Annotated in this window: 16 protein-coding genes; 10 read left to right on the top strand and 6 right to left on the bottom strand. The window is 36.8% G+C overall.

Features of this window, described 5'->3' with window-relative positions; translation table 11 throughout:
- Positions 1-27: 27 nt before the first annotated feature.
- Entirely contained in the window at positions 28-900 is an 873-nt protein-coding gene (locus tag B5X51_RS03555; RefSeq protein WP_079719491.1) for an aldose 1-epimerase family protein, read from the bottom strand.
- A gap of 8 nt (positions 901-908) precedes the next feature.
- Positions 909-2,258: a DEAD/DEAH box helicase gene (locus B5X51_RS03550; RefSeq protein ID WP_079719490.1), complete on the bottom strand. Its 1,350-nt coding sequence runs from the start codon at positions 2,256-2,258 to the stop codon at positions 909-911.
- Between the two features lie 429 nt (positions 2,259-2,687).
- On the opposite strand from B5X51_RS03550, the gene B5X51_RS03545 reads away from it, so the two are divergent.
- Positions 2,688-3,236 carry an NADPH-dependent FMN reductase gene (locus B5X51_RS03545; protein WP_079719489.1) on the top strand — a complete coding sequence of 183 codons (549 nt, stop codon included), beginning with the start codon at positions 2,688-2,690 and terminating at the stop codon, positions 3,234-3,236.
- Here the strand turns inward: B5X51_RS03545 and B5X51_RS03540 are convergent.
- Positions 3,233-4,189: a sterol desaturase family protein gene (locus B5X51_RS03540; RefSeq protein ID WP_079719488.1), complete on the bottom strand. Its 957-nt coding sequence runs from the start codon at positions 4,187-4,189 to the stop codon at positions 3,233-3,235. The two genes, B5X51_RS03545 and B5X51_RS03540, sit on opposite strands and share 4 nt — an antisense overlap.
- Positions 4,190-4,394: 205 nt before the next feature.
- Between B5X51_RS03540 and pabB the strand changes: the two genes are divergently transcribed.
- The 9 genes from pabB (at position 4,395) to B5X51_RS03495 (ending at position 17,844) form a co-directional block, all read left to right on the top strand.
- Positions 4,395-5,759: an aminodeoxychorismate synthase component I gene (gene pabB / locus B5X51_RS03535; protein ID WP_245828694.1), complete on the top strand. Its 1,365-nt coding sequence runs from the start codon at positions 4,395-4,397 to the stop codon at positions 5,757-5,759.
- A gap of 126 nt (positions 5,760-5,885) precedes the next feature.
- Positions 5,886-7,196, top strand: coding sequence for a tRNA lysidine(34) synthetase TilS (tilS, locus tag B5X51_RS03530; RefSeq protein WP_079719487.1), 1,311 nt, complete (start codon positions 5,886-5,888; stop codon positions 7,194-7,196).
- Positions 7,193-9,208, top strand: a complete 2,016-nt coding sequence (locus B5X51_RS03525; protein WP_079719486.1) for a protein-disulfide reductase DsbD family protein — start codon at positions 7,193-7,195, stop codon at positions 9,206-9,208. Before tilS ends, B5X51_RS03525 begins: the two co-directional genes overlap by 4 nt.
- 245 nt (positions 9,209-9,453) lie before the next feature.
- Complete coding sequence (locus tag B5X51_RS03520) at positions 9,454-11,301, top strand: CocE/NonD family hydrolase (protein WP_079719485.1); 1,848 nt, start codon at positions 9,454-9,456, stop codon at positions 11,299-11,301.
- Positions 11,302-11,304: 3 nt separating this feature from the next.
- Positions 11,305-13,128 carry a DUF885 domain-containing protein gene (locus tag B5X51_RS03515; RefSeq protein ID WP_079719484.1) on the top strand — a complete coding sequence of 608 codons (1,824 nt, stop codon included), beginning with the start codon at positions 11,305-11,307 and terminating at the stop codon, positions 13,126-13,128.
- A 10-nt stretch (positions 13,129-13,138) separates the two neighbouring features.
- Positions 13,139-14,134, top strand: a complete 996-nt coding sequence (locus B5X51_RS03510; RefSeq protein ID WP_245828693.1) for an aldose epimerase family protein — start codon at positions 13,139-13,141, stop codon at positions 14,132-14,134.
- 92 nt (positions 14,135-14,226) lie between these two features.
- Positions 14,227-15,903, top strand: a complete 1,677-nt coding sequence (locus B5X51_RS03505; RefSeq protein WP_079719483.1) for a sodium/sugar symporter — start codon at positions 14,227-14,229, stop codon at positions 15,901-15,903.
- A gap of 119 nt (positions 15,904-16,022) precedes the next feature.
- Positions 16,023-16,727: an NUDIX hydrolase gene (locus B5X51_RS03500; RefSeq protein ID WP_079719482.1), complete on the top strand. Its 705-nt coding sequence runs from the start codon at positions 16,023-16,025 to the stop codon at positions 16,725-16,727.
- A 220-nt stretch (positions 16,728-16,947) separates the two neighbouring features.
- On the top strand, positions 16,948-17,844 hold the full coding sequence (locus B5X51_RS03495) for a hydroxypyruvate isomerase family protein (protein ID WP_079719481.1): 897 nt from the start codon (positions 16,948-16,950) through the stop codon (positions 17,842-17,844).
- A gap of 404 nt (positions 17,845-18,248) precedes the next feature.
- On the opposite strand, the gene B5X51_RS03490 is transcribed toward B5X51_RS03495, so the two are convergent.
- From B5X51_RS03490 to B5X51_RS03480, 3 genes are all read right to left on the bottom strand, one after another.
- Positions 18,249-20,804 carry an adenosylcobalamin-dependent ribonucleoside-diphosphate reductase gene (locus tag B5X51_RS03490; protein ID WP_079719480.1) on the bottom strand — a complete coding sequence of 852 codons (2,556 nt, stop codon included), beginning with the start codon at positions 20,802-20,804 and terminating at the stop codon, positions 18,249-18,251.
- 520 nt (positions 20,805-21,324) lie between these two features.
- On the bottom strand, positions 21,325-22,773 hold the full coding sequence (locus B5X51_RS03485) for an alpha-amylase (protein ID WP_079719673.1): 1,449 nt from the start codon (positions 22,771-22,773) through the stop codon (positions 21,325-21,327).
- 55 nt (positions 22,774-22,828) lie between these two features.
- On the bottom strand, positions 22,829-23,968 hold the full coding sequence (locus tag B5X51_RS03480) for a SusE domain-containing protein (protein ID WP_079719479.1): 1,140 nt from the start codon (positions 23,966-23,968) through the stop codon (positions 22,829-22,831).
- Between the last annotated feature and the right edge of the window lie 11 nt (positions 23,969-23,979).

Genomic DNA, 23,979 nt, shown 5'->3' with positions numbered 1-23,979 from the left:
CCCGCTAATTAGCGGGATTTTCTCTTTTTAATTAATGTCAATTGTATAGGCTGCCTGAAAATCTTTTCCTGCTGCCAGTGTTTCAATCCCTTCTTTAGTCTTTAAGTTTTGATCAGTGCCCTCTACATCGGCAATTCCCAACCAGGGTTCAATGCATACATAAGGTGCTCCCGGTTTTGCCCAAACCCCTAAATTTTTAAAATCTTTATATGCTACACTTAGAACCGTACCTGAGTTTTTACTTTTTAACGCAACTTTTTTAGATGGAATATTTTTAAAAATCAATGCATCATTAGCGAAAAGCTCTTTATGTAATCTAATTTTATCTTCGTTATCTAATATTCCTTCAGTAGAATCGCTAACCAGTCCGTCTTCACTTAAAATATAAGTTCTGAGATCCATTTTTCTATCAAATTCAAGAAAATAGTCTTCGTAGACTTCATTGCTGCTTAGTGGAGCATTAAATGCAGGATGCCCGCCTAATGAAAAATATAGAGGTTTATCGTCTAAATTAAAAACTTGATGATGCACAGTAAGCGATTTCCCGATTAATTGAAAAGAAATTTTAAAACTGAATTTAAAAGGATAGATCTCCAGCGTTTCTGCAGAATAATCCAATTGAAAAACCAATTTATCCGCTGTTTTTTCTTTTAACCGAATGTGCTCATTATGCCTTACAAAACCGTGTTTAGGCATAGCATATTCTTTGTTCTCAAAGATAAACTTCCCCTCTTTTAAAATACCAATTACCGGAAATAAATTAGGCGCCTGGCCCGTCCAGAATTCTGGATTTCCCTGCCATATATGTTCAACACCGGTTTCCAGATTTTTAAGGCTGGACAATTCAGCGCCAACGGCATTTATCTTTATACTTAAGAATTCGTTCTGTAATTCGTGCATTTCAAAAATTATTTTTTCTTTCTTCTGTTCGCATTTTTATCGCCACGGGTTTTTGGCTTTTTATACTTTTTGGCAATTTCCCTTCGGTAAGATCCGCCAAGATTCTCTTTCCTGTTTTTTTCCTTTTTTTCGTGAAAAGCGGGACCGGGAGCGTTTTCATCTTTATTTTTCCCCGGGTTATTTATTTCAAAAACCTTAGGTTGCTCTTCCGGAATTAATTCTGAAGAAATTTCAATTTCAGCCGGTAATTCCCTTTGCGGAACTTCCATCTTCATTAAAGCTTCAATTTTTTCCAAATATTCCATTTCAGCTTCGGTAGTCATTAATATCGAATTCCCCTCTTTTTCGGCCCTTCCGGTACGGCCAATTCGGTGCATATAATTTTCAGGATATTTAGGGGTGTCAAAATTAATCACGTGGCTTACCGATTCAATGTCAAGACCTCGCGCCATAACATCGGTTGCGACTAAAATTCGGCAAAATCCGCTGCCAAATTGTTTGATACTGCGTAAACGATAATTTTGGGTTTTATTGGAATGAATCACCGTGCACTCATCCTGGAAATACTGTTCTAATTCCGCGTAAAGTCTGTCGGCCATTCGTTTATAAGCCACAAAGATGAGAACCTTGGAGTAGGTTTCTTTATCGGTTAAAATATGCTTTAGCAAATTTACCTTCGTATAGAAATTCGGGATCTTATACCCGGTTTGTTTAATATTATCGAGTGGTGTTCCGCTGGCGGCTACAGAAATAGTTTGCGGACTTTTAAAATTAGCCTCGATTAAATTTTCAACATTTTCGGTAATTGTTGCCGAAAACATAACATTTTGTCTGTTTGTAGGAAGTAATTCAAAGATATTATTGATCTGAAATTTAAAGCCCAGGTCTAACATCACATCTACCTCATCTATTACTAATTTTTGAATAGATTTTAACTGAAGCGCTCGCCTAAGCACAAGATCGTATAATCTTCCCGGTGTTGCTACCACAATATCCTGGCCCTGCAAAAGCGATTGGTGTTGGGTATTCATATTTACACCACCGTAAATTCCGGTGATACGAACATTCATATAAGCAGTTAGCTTTTCAATCTCTTCAACAACCTGTACTACAAGTTCCCGTGTAGGTACCAAAACCAAGACCCGCGGATTTTTCTGTTCCGAATATTTAAGCATTCGTAATATTGGAAGCATATAGGCAAAGGTTTTGCCGGTACCGGTTTGCGCGATCCCCACCATATCTTTCCCAGACATAATTGTAGAAAAAGATTCCTCCTGAATAGGTGTAGGTGTGTTAATGCCAATATCTTCTAGCGCATTGCGTAGGGGAGTGGTAATATTTAAATCTTGAAAAGTCACTAAATGAAGTTTTTATGAATTGGCAAAGTTAGTGAAACTCTAATTTAAAATTGCTCATGGCAATTTTAAATTAGTTAGTTGAACTAATCCCGCCGCAGGGCGGGATCTCAAATACCTCTGCTTTTTTTGCCTCGGGCAATTTTAAATTAGTTAGTTGAACTAATCCCGTCGCAGGATGAAAAAATAATCTTTAAAGGTTCTGAATTATTTTATTTTCAAAAACCGTCATGCATGACTTGTTTCAGGATCTAAGATAAATAAATGTAAAACTCAACTTAGACCTTGGATAGAAATCGGAGCAGGCTCTCAAAGGAGTTCAGGGTGAAGATAAATTACAAACTAAGAAAAAATAAACGTTCACAAGTTATTCAATTCTATCAATAAGGAATCATTTCATTTATTTCGGTATTTTTGATAAAAATCATTTAAATGAAAAAGATCCTTGCCTTTGCCGGTTCTAATAGTAGCACCTCCATTAATTTTCAGCTATTAACACACGTTGCCAATAGAATCCAGGGACATGAAGTGAAAATTCAGGAGTTTACCCAATATGAATTACCAATTTATAGCGCCGATAGGGAAATAGAAAAAGGTATTCCTGTAAGTGCTAAAATAATTAATAAGATCATTCATGAGTACGATGCCTTGATAATTGCGGTAAATGAACATAACGGCACTGTTTCAGCCTATTTCAAAAATATAATCGACTGGCTTTCCCGATTAGACCGAAATTTTCTTGAGGGGAAAAAGATTTTATTGATAAGTACTTCTCCCGGCAAGCGTGGTGCCGCATCGGCTTTAGAATATACCAAAGGAGTTTTACCAAGATTTGGCGGTGAGATTATAGAAAGTTTTAGTCTGCCCTCTTTTAACGATAATTTTAAGGATGGGAAGATGCTAAATGAAGTGTTGGATATGGGAATAGAAGATGTGTTAACTACTTTTTCCCATCAATTGGAATCCGGAAAATCAGTTTAATTCGCTTTCTTTACTTTAGGACTAAACTCTTCGTTGGCCTTACCTATGTTGCTTAGTTCGGTTTCGGTTTTTCCGGTTATCCCCATATCTGCTTTATGCTTATCTACGGGACTTCCAAATAAAATAATCCAGGCTTCTTTTAGTGATTTTGCCTTCCATATATCTTTTCCTACCTCAATCCACTCGTGGAAAACGAGGAAAAAGGGATTGTAGGAGTTTACCGGTTTGGTAATACCATAACGGGGTTTTTCATCTTCTTCCTGGAAAGTTCCAAAAATACGATCCCAGAATATAAACGTTGAACCATAATTTTTATCCAGATACCTTTCATTTACCGAATGGTGTACCCGGTGATGCGAGGGCGTGGTAAAAATATATTCAATTGGTCGTGGTAATTTTTTTATCAATTCGGTGTGAATCCAAAATTGATACAGCACTTCCAGTTGATGTACAATAAAAAATACTAAAGGATGGAAGCCCAACAAAACTACCGGTAAAAAGAAGATTATTTTTAAATTCTGAGTCCAGGACAATCTAAAAGAAGTTGATAAATTATAATGTTCAGAAGAATGGTGCACAACGTGTGTAGACCACCAAAAACGTTGTTCGTGGGCAAATCTATGCGCCCAATACCTGCTAAAATCTAATAATATTAAACACAAAACATAAGACCACCAGGTATGGGGTATTTTAAAAGGCGCCAAATTGAAAAAGAAAAGGAAAACCATAAAGACTCCTATTTTCATAAACCCGTTCAGGATTAAATTACCAATACCAATAGCTGTGGAGGCTAGAAAATCTTTTCCCGAATAAAGGTTTTTGTATTTTTTTCTTCCAATTAGAAATTCAAGTAAAACAAAAAAGAACATTAGTGGGGCTACAACCCAGATAACAGTAGTGAAATCAAGATTTTCTATATCGGCTAAAGTAAGTTTTTCTGTATCTGTAAACATCGGGAATATTTGGCTCTTAATCTTAAAATCTCGCGTTAAAGCGAATTTTGTATAATTAAGATTTTTTTATCAGAAATACAAGAAGCATTTCCCCCAATTTCACAAACCCGGATTTTCGAAAAGATTTTTAAGGTAAATAGCAGCAGAATTAAAATAGGCACTACGTCAAATTGTTTCTACCTTTGTGCTCCAAATTAAAAGCGAGGTGCGCACAAAAACTACGTATACTTTAGAGGATCCTTTAAAATTTAAACAGCAACTTTTGCAATGGAGCATGCAATTTGAGGAAATTGCATGGCTGGATAGTAATAATTATCAACAGGATTACGGCGAATTTGATGCTCTGCTAGCTGTAGGCGCATTTACCGCTATAAAAACCGATTATCACCAGGCTTTTGCTAAGCTTCAGGAATATCAGCAAACTACTAAAGATTGGATTTTCGGCTATTTGTCTTACGATCTTAAAAATGATGTGGAAAGACTTTCATCTGAAAACTACGACGGATTGGACTTCCCGGACCTGTATTTTTTTCAGCCCCAAAAATTATTTTTGCTGAAGGGCGATCAATTGGAAATGCGATATTTAAAAATGCTGGATGATGAAATTGAAGAGGATTTTAATGAAATTAAAAGCTTAGAAAGAACAGTTAACTCAAAACCTATAACTCACAACCGAGAACTCACAACTGACAAACGAGAACCAAAAACCGAGAACTCAAAACAGAAGATACAAGCCCGAATTTCTAAAGAAGAATACCTTAAAAAAGTCGAAAAAATGCTCGCTTACATTCAGCGTGGCGATATTTATGAAGCTAATTTTTGCCAGGAGTTTTTTGCTGAAAATAGGGAGATTGAGCTTTTTAGAGTTTTTCAGGATCTCAATGAAATCTCCGGTCCTCCATTTGCTACTTTCCTTAAATTGGAGGAGCATTATTTGCTTTCAGCTTCACCGGAACGTTATTTAAAAAAATCTGGCTCAAAATTAATTTCCCAGCCTATAAAGGGAACAGCCAGACGCTCGCAAAACCCCGATGAAGATATCGAAATTGCGGAGGAGCTTTCAAAAGATCCAAAGGAGCAATCTGAAAACGTGATGATTGTAGACCTGGTGCGAAACGACCTTTCTAAAATTGCTAAGAAGGCTAGTGTAAATGTAGATGAACTTTGTAAAGTTTATTCTTTTAAACAAGTGCATCAAATGATCTCTACCATTTCTGCCGAACTGGATGAGGGAATTCCTCCGGTAGAAGCTTTGCGGGCCACATTCCCTATGGGAAGTATGACCGGCGCTCCAAAAATTTCAGCAATGAAAATCATAGAGGAATTGGAAGAGACAAAACGCGGACTTTACAGCGGAGCAGTGGGCTATTTCTCCCCAAATGGCGATTTTGATTTCAACGTGGTGATACGCAGTATTTTATATAATTCGGCTAATAAATATGTTTCTTTTTCGGTTGGAGGAGCCATCACTGCAGGCTCAAATCCCGAAAAAGAATATGAAGAATGCCTGCTAAAAGCAGTCGCAATGAGGCGAGCTTTAGAAAATAGCCATTCGCAAGCCCTTTCATAAGGGAAGAGAGCAAATCCTTGAATGGATAAATCGAAATTCACTTGATTTTTACGAAAAATCTTATACTTAAAGTCCTCCCTATCGGGGAGGATTTAGGAGGGGCTTATTTCGTATCTTTGATTTTCTATGGAAAAAGCCTTTAAAAACGAGATTAAATCGCAGTATCCTTATTTGTGCAATAGTAAAATTTTAATTGCAGTAAGCGGTGGCTTAGATAGCGTGGTTCTTACCCATCTATGCAATACGGCTAAACTGGATTTTAGCCTGGCGCATTGTAATTTCAACCTTCGAGACGAGGAAAGTGATGCCGATGAAGATTTTGTTGCAGCTCTCGCAAAAAACCTTAAAGTAGCGCTTTTTATAGAGAATTTTGATACCGAAAAATACGCGAAAGACAATGGTTTGTCAACTCAAATGGCGGCGCGTGAGCTTAGGTATAATTGGTTTGAAACGCTACGCATTAAACATCAATTTGACTTTACCTTAACCGCACATCATGCAAATGATAGCCTGGAAACCTTCTTTATTAATTTAATTAGAGGAACCGGTTTGGAAGGTTTGAGCGGAATAAATGCCGATAGCAATTATATAATAAGACCTTTATTGAATTTTTCCCGAAAAGAAATTTTAGCCTATGCCGAAGAAAATAATATTCCCTGGCAGGAAGATAGCACTAATGCTTCTACCAAATATCTTCGGAATAAAATAAGGCACGAGATTGTACCTGTTTTTGAAGAAATAAATCCTCAGTTTTTAGAAACTTTTTTAAAAACCCAATCACATTTAAAAGAAAATGAAGAACTAATAGAGGATTATTTGAGTTTGCTCTATCCAAAAATTATTGGAAAAACAGCTTACGGATATAGCCTGGATATAAATTACCTAAAAAAAGTACCAAATACTTCAGCTATTTTATATCAATTACTAAAATCTTTTGGCTTTACCGAATGGAACGATGTTTATCATTTATTAGATGCACAACCGGGAAAAATGGTTTTTTCTACTTCACACAGGTTAGTAAAAGACAGAGATTATTTGTTGCTTACAGAAATTGATGAAACCGAAGATAAAGTTTACGAAATCGCCAAAAATGAAGACTTTGCAATGCTGCCAATGGGAACTTTTTCATTTTTAGCAGTAGATGATATACACGAAAAAACTTCAAATTGCATTTATGTAGATCCCGGGAAACTTGAGTTTCCGCTTAAGGTGAGAAAATGGCAAAAAGGCGATATATTTTATCCTTTTGGAATGAAAGGAAAAAAGAAGTTAAGCGACTTCTTTAAAGACAAAAAATTATCTTTGCCCGATAAAGAAAACAGCTGGTTGCTGTGCTCTGGCGAAAAAATTGTTTGGGTGATAAATCAGCGAGCCGATAGAAGGTTTTCAATAACTTTACCCAATCAGAAAATAATAAAAATTACATTCAGTTTATGAAATATCTGTCGAGTCTGCTCTTACTTTTTATTCCATTTCTTCAATTACAGGCGCAATATTTTAATGATGGGAGCGAAGACTTCCAAATGGACGATCCTATTACCTGGGAGGCTGAGGTTGAAAAAGAAAACGATAGTATATTTAACCTAATTTTTACCGCAACCCTGGAAGAAGGCTGGCATTTATACTCACAAAAAGAAGCCGATATTGATATCGCGCCAATTGCCACTACATTTTCTTACAATAATGCAGAAGAAAGTTTTGAATTAATTGGCGAGACCAAAGAGCCTGATGTAGCACCTATTTACGACCAGGTTTTTGAAGCAGATATTATTTACTTTGAAGATACAGCAGTTTTTACACAGCAAATAAAAGCACAACCCGGTAGTAACCCACAAATTATTGCCGAGATCTATTTCTCTGTTTGTGATGATGAAAAATGTTTGCCTCCGGAAACCGAACGTTTCAATATTTCACTTAAAGATAACGAAATAACCGAAGGTTTTACCAATTTGGAAATTTCAGAAAAAGATAAAGAACTTACCGCAGCATTAAATATTAATGTTTCGGGCATGGAGAAATTCACACCGGAAGAGGAGGAAGGTAATAACTTCCTGAATATTTTTCTACTTGGTTTTGTAGGTGGTTTAATTGCGCTTTTAACTCCCTGTGTTTTTCCCATGATACCTTTAACGGTTTCCTTTTTTACTAAAGGTGCTAAGAACAAGCAAAAAGGCCTGGTAAATGCCATATTGTATGGTGTTTTTATATTTGCTATCTATCTTTTGCTTAGTCTACCTTTTCATTTACTGGACAGCGTAAACCCTGAAATACTCAATAATATTTCAACCAATGTTACGCTAAACATTGTTTTCTTTGTCATTTTTATAATTTTTGCCTTCTCCTTTTTTGGATATTACGAGATAACATTACCTAGTTCCTGGAGCAATAAAATGGACGATAAGGCTTCTAGTGTTGGAGGTATTGTAGGGATCTTTTTTATGGCCCTTACTTTAGCTTTGGTTTCTTTTTCCTGTACCGGTCCTATTTTAGGCTCACTACTTGGAGGATCACTTACTAGTGATGGTGGTGCAATGCAACTATCTATGGGAATGGGTGGTTTTGGACTTGCCCTGGCCCTTCCTTTTGCGCTTTTCGCTTTATTTCCCAACTGGTTAAATTCGTTACCAAAAAGTGGGGGATGGTTAAATACGGTGAAAGTTACTTTAGGTTTTATAGAATTAGGTCTGGCCTTTAAATTCCTTTCTAATGCCGATCTTGTAGAGCATTGGGGGTTTTTAAAACGTGAAATTTTCCTCGGAATATGGATCCTTGTAGGTTTGGGACTTATGGCTTATTTATTCGGACTTATTCGATTTCCGCATGATGGGCCTAAAAAGAGAATTAGTAAAGCCAGATTTGGAGTAGGGGTGATTACTTTCTTTTTTGTTCTCTATTTAATTCCAGGTTTAACCAATACTTCCGCAGCAAATCTTAAACTTTTAAGCGGCTTTCCACCACCATTATTTTATAGTATCTACGATAAAGGCACCGAAGCTCCTTTAGGTTTGGAAGCTTATAAAGATTGGGATAAAGGCCTGGAAGCTGCACGCCAGCAAAACAAACCCATAATTCTTGATTTTACGGGTTGGGCTTGCGTGAATTGCCGGAAAATGGAAGAACAGGTGTGGAGTGATCCTGAAGTTTTTGATGTGTTAAATGAGGAGTATATCCTTATCTCTCTTTATGTAGATGATAGAAAAGAACTTCCGGAGGAAGCGCAATTCAACTATATGAAACCAAAGGGAGGTATAAAACCTATTAAAACCATTGGCGATAAATGGGCAACTTTTCAAACCCTGAACTTTAAGAATAATTCACAGCCTTTCTATGTGCTTTTAGATAACCAGGTAAATCTACTTAACGAGCCCGTGGGTTACACCCCAAAAGTTTCAGAATACCTGGACTGGTTAAAGGAGGGGCTTGCCAAGTTTCAGGAAACAGAGAAATAAATTACTTCATAATCGTGAGATATTTACTGATGAAGTATTATTGAAATAAAACTTAAGGTTAGTAGTATTTAATTCTGGATTATTTACGTGAATTTATTCCTTGGCAGACTTAAAAGGTATTAATTAGAATTTGTCTTTAATTTAGAAACAAGGCCTGATTCATTTAAAACTCGATTATCGAGTAAAATTCTTTTAGGTTTATCGGTGTAATTTCTATCTTAGGGGGCTTAAAACCTGCCTTTACTATGAAATTACTCCGTTTTAGTGCTATTCTTCTGTTTTTTAGTTTTTTACCTGTTCAGATTCTTGCGCAGGAAGAATTTGATGTAAAAGAATTTTATAATAAAACAGAAGTAGTTATCCCAATGCGTGACGGTATAAAGCTGCACACTACAATTTATTCTCCAAAAGATACTTCTAAGGAATACCCAATTTTAATGCAGCGCACACCATATAGTTCCAGGCCGTATGGTGAAGATCAATTTCGCTCGCTTATTGGCCCTAACGAATATTTAATGAAGGAAGGGAATATTATTGTCTATCAGGATGTGCGAGGCCGTTGGATGAGTGAAGGGAGATATGATAATATGCGTGCAATAATCCCTAATAAAAAGCAAGATGAATTTGATGAATCCAGCGATACTTATGATACTATAGACTGGCTTATTGAAAATGTTGATAATAATAACGGAAGAGTAGGGACCTGGGGAATTTCTTATCCCGGACATTACGCTGTCGCTTCTTTAGTAGACGCGCACCCGGCCTTAAAAGCTGCCTCACCACAGGCAGGAATTGGAGATTTTTTCTTTGACGATTTTCATCATAATGGTGCTTATTTATTGAGTTACTGGAGAGCAACGGCGGTTTTTGGCTACGATAAGACCGGTCCAACCACAGAAAGCTGGTATGATTTGCCCGGGCTAGGGACGCAAGACCAGTATCAATTCTTTTTAGATGTTGGTCCTCTTAGTAATTTGGATGAATATTATGGCGAAGACAATGTATTTTGGCAACAGCTAAAGGAACATCCTAATTATGATGAATTTTGGCAATCTCGCGGCATTATTCAGCATTTAGATGATATCGAGCCAGCGGTAATGGTTGTTGGTGGCTTGTTTGATGCTGAAGATCTTTACGGGCCTTTTAATACTTACAAGAAAATTGAAGAAACCAGCGATAACTACAATATTATGGTCTTTGGGCCCTGGAGCCACGGCGATTGGGCAAGACAAACCAAAAGACAGGCGGTAGGAAACGTATATTTTGGTGATGATATCTCTGAAGATTACCAAAGAAATATTGAAACCACTTTTTTTAATCATTTTTTAAAAGGAGACGGAGATGGTGATGTAGATCTTGCTGAAGCTTATGTTTACGATACCGGAGCCAGAAAATGGAATTCCTACGAAGCCTGGCCTCCAAAAAATATAGAAAAGAAGATTTTTTATCTTGGTGATGACCAGGAATTAACCGAGGAAGCTACCGAAAATAAAGAAAGCTTTATAAGTGATCCTGCAAAACCGGTTTCTTATAATAATGAAATTAAAGCGGTTTTTACCCCGAGAGAATATATGACAGGTGATCAGCGTTTTGCCGCCAGGAGACCAGATGTTTTGGTGTTTGAAACTGAAGTATTGGAAGAAGATATGAAACTAACCGGCGAAATTGAAGCGCGCTTAAATGTGGCAACTACCGGAACCGCAGCAGATTGGGTGGTAAAAGTAATAGACGTTTACCCTCCAGATGCCGAAGATTATGAAGAAACCATGGAACATTTAGATATGGATAATTATCATATGATGGTACGTAGCGAAGTGATGCGAGGAAGATTTAGAAACAGTTTTGAAAATCCGGAGCCTTTTGAGCCTAATAAGAAGACTTCAGTAAATATTACCCTTCAGGATATTAACCATACTTTTAAAAAAGGTCATAAATTGCAAATTCAGGTACAGAGCACGTGGTTTCCTCTTATAGATAGAAATCCGCAGACTTATGTTCCTAATATTTTTAAAGCTGAAGAAAAAGATTTTCAGCAGCAAACCCACACTATTTTTGGAGATTCTGCTATAGAATTTTCAGTATTTAAAGAATAGCTTATGAGCATCAGATTTTTTTATAAAATTCTCTATTTAGGTCTACTTGTTTTGGTGATTTCCTGTAATCAAACAAAAGAAAGTTATTCAGAAGAAGAAATTGAAGCACATTCTGCTGAATTAAACCAGTATTTTGAGGAGGAGTTTCAAAAAGATGTTGCAGAGTCACCAATGATGCAAACCCGGCTTGGACAAAAAAACAACTACGGCAAATGGGATGATTTTTCGCATTTAAAATATGTAGAAGACCGTAATAAAGCAAAGAGGCGCCTGGAAGAACTTAAGAAAATTGATGTTTCAAGCTTAAATAAGGAAACACGTTTAAGTTATGACTTGTATCTTCAAAAGCAAGAAAATGAATTAGAAGATTATGATTATAGGTTTTACAATTATCCGGTAAACCAAATGTTTGGCTATCATGCAGAGCTACCTGCTTTTTTAATCAATATGCACCGCATAGATTCAATAAGTGATGCTAAAGCTTACATTTCAAGGTTAGAGGGGATTCCTAAAGTAATGGAAGATGTTATTGGGAATTTAAAAATAAGGGAACAAAATGGCATTGTGCCACCAAGATTTGTTTTTGATAGGGTCTTGGAGTCCAGTAGAAACCTAATTAAAGGTAAGCCTTTTGGAAAATCTTCAGAGAATAGTGCATTGTTGGAGGATTTTAAATTGAAAATAAACGATTTAGAAATTTCTGAAGAACAAAAAAAGGATCTTATTTCTAAAGCCGAAACTGTGCTTATTAAAAAAGTAAAACCGGCCTATAATGATTTAATTGTGTTTTTGGAAACTCAGCAAAAACGTGCAAATACCAATGCAGGAGCCTGGAAGTTCCCTAAAGGTGAGGAGTTTTATGCCAATGCTTTAAAAAGAACAACCACAACAAATCTTTCAGCTTATGAAATTCATGAAATTGGATTAAATGAGGTTGCCCGTATTCATGCTGAAATGGAAAAGATTAAGGAAGCTGTTGGCTTTGAAGGAACATTACAGGATTTCTTTGAGTTTATGCGTAAAGACGAACAATTCTATTATGCCAAAGATTCTACCGGAAGAAATAAATACCTTAAAGAAGCCAGGAGTATCATCAATACGATGAAAGTGGATTTAGATAGACTTTTTTTAACTAAACCTGAAGCAGAATTAGTAGTAAAGGCTGTAGAGCCTTTTAGGGAAAAAAATGCCGGAAAAGCCTTTTATCAGCAACCTGCAAAAGATGGGTCAAGGCCGGGAACGTATTATGCAAATTTATACGATATGTCTGCGATGCCTAAATATCAAATGGAGGCTTTGGCATATCATGAAGGCATCCCTGGGCATCATATGCAAATTGCTATAGCCCAGGAATTAGAGGAGGTGCCACAGTTTAGGAAATTTAGTTCTTATACTGCGTATGTTGAAGGTTGGGGGCTTTACAGTGAATTATTACCAAAAGAAATAGGCTATTATAAAGACCCTTATTCAGATTTTGGAAGATTGGCCATGGAGCTTTGGAGATCTTGCAGACTGGTAGTAGATACAGGGATTCACGCTAAAAAATGGACTCGCGAAGAAGGAATAGCCTATTATAAAGAAAACACGCCAAATGCTGAAAGTGATTGTATAAAAATGGTGGAGCGGCATATTGTTATGCCCGGCCAGGCAACGGCTTATAAGATTGGAATGAATAAAATTTTAGAACTTAGGGAGTATGCTAAAGAGCAACTGGGTGAAGATTTTGATATTAGGGAGTTTCATGATGTGATTCTTCTGGATGGAGCCTTACCTTTGAATATCTTAACAGATAAAGTAAACGCCTGGATTTCTAAAGAAACCCTTTAAATAAAAGAAATTGAAAATTATCAAAAAAGAAGATCTAAAAACACTAAGCCTTGTGAATAATCAAGGTAGCCAACTCGATGTTCTTAACTATGGCGCAGCCGTGCTAAGTTTTAAGATAAAAGACAAAACTGGGAATATGGTAAATGTAGTGGTAAGTCCCAGGGCAGAAGAATTTATTACTTCGATTTATAAAGAACATAATAAATGTTTCGGTGCTTCAGTGGGCCGTTATGCCGGTAGGATTTCCAATGGAGAGTTTAAGTTGGATGAAACTACCTACAAGCTCTTTGAAAAAAATGGTGTGCATTTGCACGGTGGCCAGGAAGGCTTTCAGTATAAAGTATGGGAAATTAAGGAGGAGACTGCCGCTCCAAATCCTTCGGCTACTTTAACCTATTTAAGCAAGGATGGGGAAGAATATTATCCTGGAAACCTTGAGGTTGAGGTGAAATACACCCTTACAGAGGATAATGAAATACAAATAGAATATTCGGCACATACAGATAAAAAAACGGTGATTAACCTTACCAATCATGCTTATTTTAACCTCAATGGAGGAGGCAGTATTAGTGACCATTTTTTAAAGATTAATGCTGAAAAGATTTTGGAGGTTGATAAAAACCTGATGCCAACCGGGAATTTAACGAAACTTAAAAAGCATCCAAAGAATTTTAGTGAAAGTAAACTAATCGGCAATCGAAGCCTTGATGACAGTTTTGTATTAAAATCTGGTGAAGATGAAGTGGCCGCAAGACTTTTTGCTCCGTTAACGGGAATAAAAATGGAAGTACAAACAAATCAAAAAGCACTGGTAGCCTATGCTCCTGAAGATCTTCCTGATGACCTAAATTATTATACCCAAATTGCGGCAGAATACCCTTCGCTATGTTTGGAAGCTCAGAATTTCCCTGATGCTCCAAATTTTAGAAATTTCCCTGACGCAGTTTTAAAACCGGGAGAAAAATATTATAACAGAATAAATTATCGGTTTTCAGTCTCAAAATAACACGTTTAAATTTCACTCTTAAACTTGTCAAATACTTTTTCGGAACTTAAATTTAACACCCAGATAATTATGGGTTTTTAACAGCGTACTTTATGGAATTTGGATTATTAGATCAGATTATTTTCGGGGCTTATGCACTTTTGATTGTGGGCATAGGTTTATACGTTTCAAGAGGAAAAGGAGATTCTTCTGAAGGTTATTTTTTAGCAGATAAAAGTTTGCCATGGTGGGCAATTGGAGCCTCTCTAATAGCTGCAAACATCTCTGCCGAACAGTTTATCGGTATGTCTGGCTCAGGCTTTGCTATTGGTCTTGCTATTGCCTCCTATGAATGGATGGCTGCTATTACTCTACTATTGGTAGGGAAATTCTTTCTGCCAATATTTATTGATAAAGGCTTATATACTATCCCTGAATTTATAGAAGTGAGGTATGGGTCAAACTTAAAAACCATTTTAGCGGTCTTTTGGATCTGTCTTTTTGTGTTCGTGAACCTAACCTCGGTACTATACCTTGGGGCCACTGCACTAGATACGATTATGGGAACCGGTGATGGTTCTTTATTTATATATGCAATTTTAGGACTTGCTTTTTTTGCTGCAGCTTATTCTCTATACGGAGGGCTTTCAGCTGTCGCCTGGACCGATGTAGTACAAGTAGTATTACTTATTATAGGTGGTTTAATTACCACATTTATCGCTTTATCTCATGTAACAGAAGATGGCGGGGTTATTTCAGGAATGGTATCTGTATATGAACAAGTTCCTGAGAAGTTTTCAATGATTCTTGAAAAAGGAGAAATTATTACCCCAAATGGTAAAGATGCCTGGTGGGATCTTCCCGGTCTTGCTGTGCTTATTGGAGGTTTATGGGTAGCAAACTTATATTACTGGGGCTTTAATCAATATATTATTCAGCGTACTTTAGCGGCAAAAAGTCTTAGAGAATCGCAAAAAGGAATTATCCTTGCTGGATTTTTAAAATTAATTGTTCCGTTAATTGTAGTTATTCCCGGGATTATCGCCTACGTGATGAATACGAGCCCAGAGGGTGTTATTTCCCTGGATTTTACCGATGAATCTTTCTTTAGTGGAACTGGAAATATTATAAATGATAATGCCGCACCGTGGCTTATTCAGGAATTTGTGCCGGCAGGTTTAAAAGGTTTGGTATTGGCAGCCCTTGCAGCAGCTATTGTTTCTTCGGTAGCCTCTATGTTAAACTCTACAGCCACTATTTTTACCATGGATATCTATAAGCCCTATTTTGGTAAGAATTCTACAGAAAAAAACCTGGTAAAAGTAGGAAGGCTTTCTGCAACTGCTGCTTTAATAGTTGCCGTAATTCTTGCTCCACAATTGAAGAATTTAGGTCAGGTATTTCAATATATTCAGGAATATACCGGAGTAGTTAGCCCGGGTATTCTTGCCGTATTTATGCTTGGGTTATTCTGGAAAAAGACGACAAACAGAGCCGCAATATTTGGTGTGCTTGCTTCAATACCAATCGCGCTTTTCTTTAAGATAGGACCTAATGGATGGATAGACAGTCCTATATTTGTAACACTTCCGTTTATGCACCAAATGATGCTTACCTGGATATTAACCATGGTATTAATGATAGTGATTAGTTTGGTTGAAAGTAAAGGGAAAGATCATGAAAAAGGAATTGAGCTTAGCAGATCTCTCTTTAAAACAGGTCCTGCATTTAATATAGGTAGTTTTGCTATTCTATTAATTGTAGTAATGCTTTACGCTTTATTCTGGTAAAATAATAAAGATAAAAGCCCGGTTTTTCCGGGCTTTTTTTATTTAAAAAGAATGACTTTATAATTCTGAATTGTAATTTTAAGAAATAATTGATTTAAACTCAAACTTCCAAAATATAAATGAATCGGCTTCAAAAGGACTTTTACAGTAAGAACGATAAATTCTATGTCGCTACTGATTGTATAATCTTTGGTTTTGATGAAGGTAAGCTCAAGCTATTAATATTTAAAAGAAGGGTAGAACCTCTAAAGGGTTCCTGGTCTTTAATTGGAAGCTTTGTTAAGTTGACTGAAAATGTAGACCAGGCAGCGAAACGTGTGCTTAAAGAAATTACGGGTCTTGAAAATGTGTTTATGGAAGAACTTAAAAGCTATGGGAAAGCTGAAAGGGATCCTGGTTATCGTTCAATATCTATAGGTCAATATGCGCTGATTAGATTGGATGAGTACGATAAAGAACTGGTTGAGAAACACGGAGCACACTGGTATGAAATTGAAGAAGTACCAGAACTTGTTTTAGACCACAATCAAATGGTAAAAGATGCTCTGGAACGCTTAAAGCGTAAGGCCAGGTATAAACCAATTGGTTTTGAATTGCTGCCAGAAAAATTTACAATTCCTCAACTTCAGCAGCTTTATGAGGCCATTTATCAAAAAGAACTTGATTCAAGAAATTTCAGAAAGAAAGTTTTATCCCTCAATGTCCTTGTTAAACTGAATGAAAAAGATAAATCTACTTCCAGAAGAGGAGCTTTCCTCTATAAATTTGACTATAAAAATTATCAGGAACTTCTAGAGTCAGGATATAATTTTGAAATTGCCTAATCTTTATTTTTTCTATTTATGAAAATGTTAAGAAAAATTAAAAAATAATAAGCTAAAAAATTTTTATTCTAAATTATAATTGTAAAATTTACTCTTATTGTAAAAGATGGTATGTAGATTACAATTAGGTGAGGGTATAATTCAAATCCCAACAGATTAAATGCTAACTGTATTATTTTTTCATCCCTATAATGATTAAAGAACCTAAAAACCAACAATTATGAGTAAAAAGTTTTCCAGAAGAGATGCTTTAAAAGGTATCGCGATAGGATCGGGAGTTTTGAGTATTGGCGGCGTAGCATCTTCTTTTGCCGCTATGAATTATATTGATAATAGCACATTCCTAACAAATAAAAAAAATAATATTAATCACTCGGTTTGTCGTTGGTGTTTTCAGGATATTCCCTTAGAGGAGTTTGCAAAAAAATGTTCCAATATGGGGATTAAGGCTATAGATCTTCTAAGACCATCAGAATGGGAAACAGTTGAAAAATATGGATTAGTCTGTTCTATGGCTACCGATGATTTTGCCAATATTGAACATGGATTTAATGAACCTAAAAATCATAGCAAACTTCAGGAGAAATATCGTGGTTTAATAGATAAAGCCTCAAAGCACAATATAAAGAATGTAATTGTTTTCTCTGGAAACCGTCATGGTATGGATGAGGAAACCGGAATTAAAAACTGTGCAAAAGGTTTAAAGCCATTGCTTGACTACGCAAAAGAGAAAAATGTAACTTTGGTTATGGAGCTACTTAATAGCAAGGTTGATCATCCAGATTATATGGCAGATCATACCGAGTGGGGTGTTGCACTAGCTGAAGAAATGGGGGTAGAAAATTTTAAATTACTTTTTGATATTTATCATATGCAAGTGATGGAAGGCGATATTATTGCCAGCATTAAAAAGCATCATAAACATATTAATCACTACCATACTGCTGGAGTTCCCGGAAGAAATGAAATTGGTGATACTCAGGAACTATTTTATCCCGCAATTATGAAAGCCATTGTAGAAACCGGTTTTAAAGGTTTTGTAGCGCAAGAGTTTATTCCTACGAGTCCAGATGAAATTAGATCTTTAAGAAAGGCTATTGAAATTTGTGATGTGTAATTTATGTATAATGAGTTGAAAAATCCGCATGGTATGGGGATTATTTCGGTAAGTTTGGAATAGAAGAATTTTTTAAGACAGACTGAAAGTTTTGTAAATCATCATCCTGAATTTATTGGCACCGCCAAAGGGTATAATACCCCGGGGCTTGCCTTGAAATTAAAAATTTGTTTCCAAAGAATGCCTCGTGGGCTTGCCCCGAGATAGTTTACTTCAGGATATAGGATGAGTATAATCAATTCATGCTAGAATCCCGAAGCGAATTCGGGATAAAGTCTGAAACAAGTTCTGCTTGACGAGTGGATTTTTTAAAACTTCCTTTTCAAGCATTTCCCTTCAAAAAAACAAAAAGGCCTTTTGAAATTTCAAAAGGCCTTTTTTATCTAATCTAACAAGAGTCTATGCTATCCACATTTGGAAGAACCGCAATCCTGACAGGTAAGGCAGCCTTCCTGATAGATAAGATTAGACGAATTACAATTTGTACATTTTTGCTTTTTGGCAACGGTACCATCGGCGATAAAGCGCTTTAGTGCTCTGGCAACTCCGTTTTTCCAGGTGTTTATAGATTCGCTATCTAACTGCAGACTGCTTATTAAATCTACTACCTTTTCAATTGGCATCCCATGTCTAAGCGTCGTTGAGATCAATTTGGCATAATTCCAGTATTCCGGATTGAATTTATGCGATAAGCCTTCTATAGTTGTTTTGTAACCTCGTTTGTTTTCATATTGAAAATCGTATCGGGAAGTTCCATCTTCATTTCTGGCTTTAATAATAGTTCCTTCAGTCACCCAGCGTGGAAGCAGAATTCCTTCTTCATCATCGGCAAAACCGGTAAAGATCTCGTAAGGTCTATCGTCTATTAAGCCAATAAAAGCAATCCATTTGTCTTTGTTATTCTGGAAACGAACCACATCTGCGGTTAAGCTTTGTGGGCGCGTAGTTGGGAATGCTGTATTGTTTTCTTCTTCAGCCTCTTCTTTTTTCTCTTCGTTAGAAATTAAAACTCCAGAACGAGAACCATCACGATACACGGTAACTCCTTTACAACCTGCCTGCCAGGCTTCTAAATATAGTTGACCTACCAATTCTTCAGTAGCATCGTTTGGTAAGTTAATGGTCACACTAATAGAGTGATCTACCCATTTTTGTACTGCTCCCTGCATTCTTACTTTACTCAACCAGTCAACATCGTTAGAAGTAGCTTTATAGTAAGGAGAGGCTTTAACCAGCTTGTCTAGGTCGGCTTGAGTATAATCGTCGGTTATTTCGTGACCGTTAACTTTCATCCATTCTTTAAATCTATGGTGAAAAACCACGTATTCTTCCCAGGAATCGCCAACTTCATCTACAAAATCTACACGGGAATCTTTATCGTTAGGATTTACCTTTCTTCTTCGCTTATAAACTGGCATAAATACCGGCTCAATTCCAGAGCTGGTTTGCGTCATTAAACTAGTAGTTCCTGTTGGGGCAATAGTAAGTAAAGCAATATTACGGCGGCCGTATTCCAGCATATCGTAATACAATTTCTCATCGGCCTCTTTAAGTCGAAGAATAAAAGGATTTTCTTTTTCTCTTTCTGAATCAAATATTCCGAAAGCACCTCTTTCTTTTGCTGCATAAACTGAAGCTCTGTAAGCTTCAACAGCGATATGTTTATGGATTTTTACTGAAAAGTCTACACCTTCATCACTTCCGTATTTAATACCTAAAGCGGCAAGCATATCACCTTCAGCAGTGATGCCAATTCCGGTTCTTCTACCTTCCTTAGCTTTGGTTTGAATATTTTTCCAAAGATTATATTCTACACCTTTAATTTCTGAACCTTCAGGATCTGCTTCAATTTTAGCAAGAATCGCATCAATTTTCTCTAATTCAAGATCAATGATATCGTCCATAATGCGCTGTGCAGCGGCAATATGTTTTTTGAAAAGTTCGAAATTGAAAGAAGCCTCTTTAGTAAACGGATTTTCTACATAAGAAAATAAGTTTATAGCCAACAATCTACAAGAATCGTAAGGACAAAGTGGAATCTCCCCACATGGGTTGGTAGAAACCGTTTTGTAACCAAGATCTGCATAACAATCTGGCACCGATTCGTTAATTACAGTATCCCAGAAAAGGATTCCCGGTTCAGCCGATTTCCAGGCGTTATGTACTATTTTTTTCCAAAGCTTATTAGCTTCGATCTCTTTAGATTTCGTTGGGTTTTCGCTAAAAATTGGATATTTCTGAACGTAATTGCGATCTTCTTTAACCGAACGCATAAATTCGTCATCAATTCTCACTGAAACATTAGCGCCGGTTACTTTTCCCTGCTCCATTTTAGCGTCTATAAAATCTTCAGAATCTGGATGATTAATAGAAACCGAAAGCATAAGCGCACCACGACGACCATCCTGGGCAACTTCACGAGTGGAGTTGGAGTAACGTTCCATAAAAGGAACGATGCCTGTAGAAGTAAGGGCAGAGTTTTTTACCGCCGAACCTTTTGGACGAATGTGGGAAAGGTCATGCCCAACACCGCCACGGCGTTTCATAAGCTGAACCTGTTCCTGGTCTATTTTCATGATCCCCCCATAAGAATCTGAATCACCATCGTTACCAATTACGAAACAGTTAGAAAGGGAAGCAATTTGGTAAGGGTTACCTATACCGGCCATTGGGCTACCTTGAGGAACAATATATTTAAAGTCTTTAATTAGATCAAAAACTTCATCTTCACTCATTGGGTTTGGGTAGCGTTGCTCTACACGGGATATTTCTTTTGCAATTCTACGATGCATATCGTTTGGCGTAAGCTCATAAATATTCCCATCGGAATCTTTAAGCGCATACTTATTTACCCACACCCGTGCGGCTAAATCATCTCCTTTAAAATAGTCTAGCGAAGCTTTAAAAGCCTCATCCTGGCTATAAGTCTTAGGAGCGGCGGTAGTAGTGTTCACACCCATATTAATTTTAGATTTTGGATTAGTAATAGTTTCAAGCGGGATGTAAATATAGACAAAGAAGTACAAGAATATAAAATCTTGTTAATAAAAGTTATCAAACAAAAATTGTTAATAAGCTTACTATCAGTTAAATATGAATTTATCAACATTCGAAAGTTGACAAATTTGTAAAAAAAGAGAATTAAAGTTTGTGTAGGAGTAAATTGCTGAAGCTGAAGTAGAGAAGTTGATTTAATGTTATTTTAGATCAAAAATTATATGTATTTTTCTTATGAAATAAACTTTTTAAGAACAAGACCTAACAGGTCTCCGAGACCTGTTAGGTCTATTTTAAAGCTCCCAGTTATTGAAGACTTCGAGAGTTCTATTTTCTAAAAAATTAAATTAAAAACCAGGTTGATTCAATACTTAGCTTAGGCATAGTCAAAGAAAAATTGAATAGCTATAAAAAAAAAGAGGCTGGTTGAATTAACAACCAGCCAGTCTTTGAATTAACACCTATGAAAATTCAAAATAAAACCTATTTTGTTATGGAATATATTGAATATCCATTCGCCGGAGCTTCAATTGTTACCATTCCGTTTTCATCGGAGGTAGGGGTGTATGTTGAGTTGCCACTGTAATCTAACAGGGTAACGTTATTCCAATTAGTTTGAACGTTTCTACGTAAGGTAGAATTTCCGGTGCTAATATATAGAATTAATCCGGGGTTTTCAGCATTCCCTTCTCTTTTCATTATATATTCGTCTTTATCTACGTGAATCACCTCTACATCGCCAATTGCCAGGCTGTTATGAATCTCGATTAACTGTTTAATTTCTTCGTTAAAAGCTTCGTTTTCGTAATCTGAGTAGAAAATTGTAGGATATCCATCGTGTGTTAAAATATAGGCATAAGCCTTCATTTTATTTTCCGTAGCGATGCGATTGTCTTCATTTTCGTCTTTTTCAGTGTCATGATTCGCTACAAATGTTACTGCTTTGTCTGGATTAACCTTACGAAGTGTATGTCCATCTAAATAATTTAGGTCGTCAAAACGATCAAAAGCTTCTTCCATTTTATAGAATGCAGCAAAATCGAAAGCTGAAACTCCGGTTGCATCAACCCAGTCTACAAGAACATCGGCATTTCCATCAAAATTTTCTCCAACAGCAAATCCTCCAACTTCGTTCATCCAATCTTTGATCACCCAGGTTCCAAAACCTTTTACATAATCAAATCGCCAGCCGTCAAAGCCCATTTCATTTTTGTAATATTTAGCTACAGAATTCTCATTCTTCCACAACCAGTCCTGTACATAAGGAAAATCGTGATCTACATCCTGTTCAGAAAAGAAAAGATCGCCCTCATCACTTTGGCTCACATCATTCGGATGAAAATGTTCGTAATTTCTATTGAACATGCCCGAGGCGTTTCCATTTTCTTCGTTGAATAGGGTATAGGTGTCCTTTTCGCGATATGGATTGTATTCCAGGCCGCCGCCCGAATTATGGTTTAGAACGATATCTGCAATCACCTCTAAGCCCAGATCGTGAGATTTAGAAATAAGATTTTCCAGCTCTTCGCGTGTTCCAAAACGTGTAGGAACAGTCCCGTGTTGATCGTATTCTCCAAAGTCGAAATAATCTGAAGGGTCGTAGCCCATAGAGTAACCACCAGATTGACCTTTGGTAGCCACGGGAAGCCATATTCTATCTATCCCGACCTCTGCCCAGCCTTCAACTTTATCTGAAAGGTTATTCCACCATTCAAAGCGAGGTTCTACATCCCAGTAGAAAGTTTGCATCATTACTTTTTGCCCGCTGGAATATTGGGAAAGGTCCAGTAATTCCGGCTCATTTGGTTCCACAGGGATTTCTCCTGAACCATCATCATCAGGGTCCACAACGGGATCATCATCTTTGGAACAGGAGGTAAAGCTCAAGGCGAGCCCCAAAAATACCGGTAGTATTAATTTTATTTTTTTCATCTTTTTAAGATTTAAAAAAAGGCTACCCAGAGGATAGCCTTTTTTTGCCAAATTATTAATTCTTGGTAATGGAGTAGGTGTAATTTCTTGGGTTACTAAGATCTAATGTGATCGTGTAGTTTCCATTTTCAGGGATACCTATGTTATCTCCACCAAATTCCATGGTTCCGTCAGCATCTGTGTCTCCAATATTAAAGTCCCAAGCATCATTAGCTCTAAATTTAATACCATTATCTGGAGCTTCCTGTGCGGTAAGGTCTAAAGTAATGCTCCATACTTTGGTTACAGGATCATAAACCATATCGGTATCTGAATCCCATCCAGTTGGAGTAGCGTTTCCGATTATACCCCAATTAGTTTCGGTTAAGTCGTAGGTCATTTTCTCAGTGTCTGCTTCTACAAAGTAGTATCCACCTTTACCATCAGGAGTACCTGCATTAGATTCCTCTTCCTGTAATAGTACTCCGGTGTAAACACCATTAGTGTCACCAGCATCTCCATAATCACCATCCCATTTTTCATTGCTAGGAAGGAATTTAAATTCAGGAGTGTCTACATTCACAAATACAAATCCTTCAAAATCTGTTTTACCAGCTGCAGATGCTGCTAGTGGAGCGCCGTCTGCTGGGGTCCAGTCACTACCATAACCTCCTGCTGCTTGAAAACTACCTACCATATATAATTTAGGTATTTCAATTTCTTCTTCTTCACCTTCTGGAAGTTCTATATTAACATTTACGATTTCAGAAAATTCTTCAAGAGCATTTCCTTCACCTTCACCGGCAAATGCACTTACTTTAAAATAAACGGTGCCTGTGTTTGGCATTTCGGTTTCAGGATCGTTATCTAAACCTGCTTCCTCGGCAAGATCTAACATCTGGCCAATTGTTACACCAAGGTTATTGCTACCGGTGCTTCCTATTACCATATAACTATCAAAAGCTTCACTCACTGAACCCTGAAGCTCATAAGAGATCGTGGTAGGAGCTTGAAAGTCTACTTCATTCCAAACAAATCTTTCGGCAAGATTATCAGGATTTGCAGACTGTAATACATAAGTGCTTTGTAAAGAATTACTAAATTGAATTCCTTCCGGGTCTGGTTGCGCAACGAACACAATATCGTCGTCTTGTGTACACGCGTTAAAACTTAGTAGCGCGACAAATGCTAAAAATAAAATTGAAAATTTTTTCATTTTAATTCTTT

It is taken from the genome of Salegentibacter holothuriorum (assembly GCF_900168045.1).
GTDB classification, from domain to species: domain Bacteria; phylum Bacteroidota; class Bacteroidia; order Flavobacteriales; family Flavobacteriaceae; genus Salegentibacter; species Salegentibacter holothuriorum.
This window is presented reverse-complemented; position numbering and strand designations above follow the sequence as displayed.

Excerpts from the sequence above, each read along its gene's own strand:
- B5X51_RS03555 (WP_079719491.1), bottom strand. The coding sequence starts at position 900 with ATGCACGAATTACAGAACGAATTCTTAAGTATAAAGATAAATGCCGTT.
- B5X51_RS03545 (WP_079719489.1), top strand. The coding sequence starts at position 2,688 with ATGAAAAAGATCCTTGCCTTTGCCGGTTCTAATAGTAGCACCTCCATT.
- B5X51_RS03540 (WP_079719488.1), bottom strand. The coding sequence starts at position 4,189 with ATGTTTACAGATACAGAAAAACTTACTTTAGCCGATATAGAAAATCTT.
- tilS (WP_079719487.1), top strand. The coding sequence starts at position 5,886 with ATGGAAAAAGCCTTTAAAAACGAGATTAAATCGCAGTATCCTTATTTG.
- B5X51_RS03525 (WP_079719486.1), top strand. The coding sequence starts at position 7,193 with ATGAAATATCTGTCGAGTCTGCTCTTACTTTTTATTCCATTTCTTCAA.
- B5X51_RS03520 (WP_079719485.1), top strand. The coding sequence starts at position 9,454 with ATGAAATTACTCCGTTTTAGTGCTATTCTTCTGTTTTTTAGTTTTTTA.
- B5X51_RS03515 (WP_079719484.1), top strand. The coding sequence starts at position 11,305 with ATGAGCATCAGATTTTTTTATAAAATTCTCTATTTAGGTCTACTTGTT.
- B5X51_RS03505 (WP_079719483.1), top strand. The coding sequence starts at position 14,227 with ATGGAATTTGGATTATTAGATCAGATTATTTTCGGGGCTTATGCACTT.
- B5X51_RS03500 (WP_079719482.1), top strand. The coding sequence starts at position 16,023 with ATGAATCGGCTTCAAAAGGACTTTTACAGTAAGAACGATAAATTCTAT.
- B5X51_RS03495 (WP_079719481.1), top strand. The coding sequence starts at position 16,948 with ATGAGTAAAAAGTTTTCCAGAAGAGATGCTTTAAAAGGTATCGCGATA.
- B5X51_RS03490 (WP_079719480.1), bottom strand. The coding sequence starts at position 20,804 with ATGGGTGTGAACACTACTACCGCCGCTCCTAAGACTTATAGCCAGGAT.
- B5X51_RS03485 (WP_079719673.1), bottom strand. The coding sequence starts at position 22,773 with ATGAAAAAAATAAAATTAATACTACCGGTATTTTTGGGGCTCGCCTTG.
- B5X51_RS03480 (WP_079719479.1), bottom strand. The coding sequence starts at position 23,968 with ATGAAAAAATTTTCAATTTTATTTTTAGCATTTGTCGCGCTACTAAGT.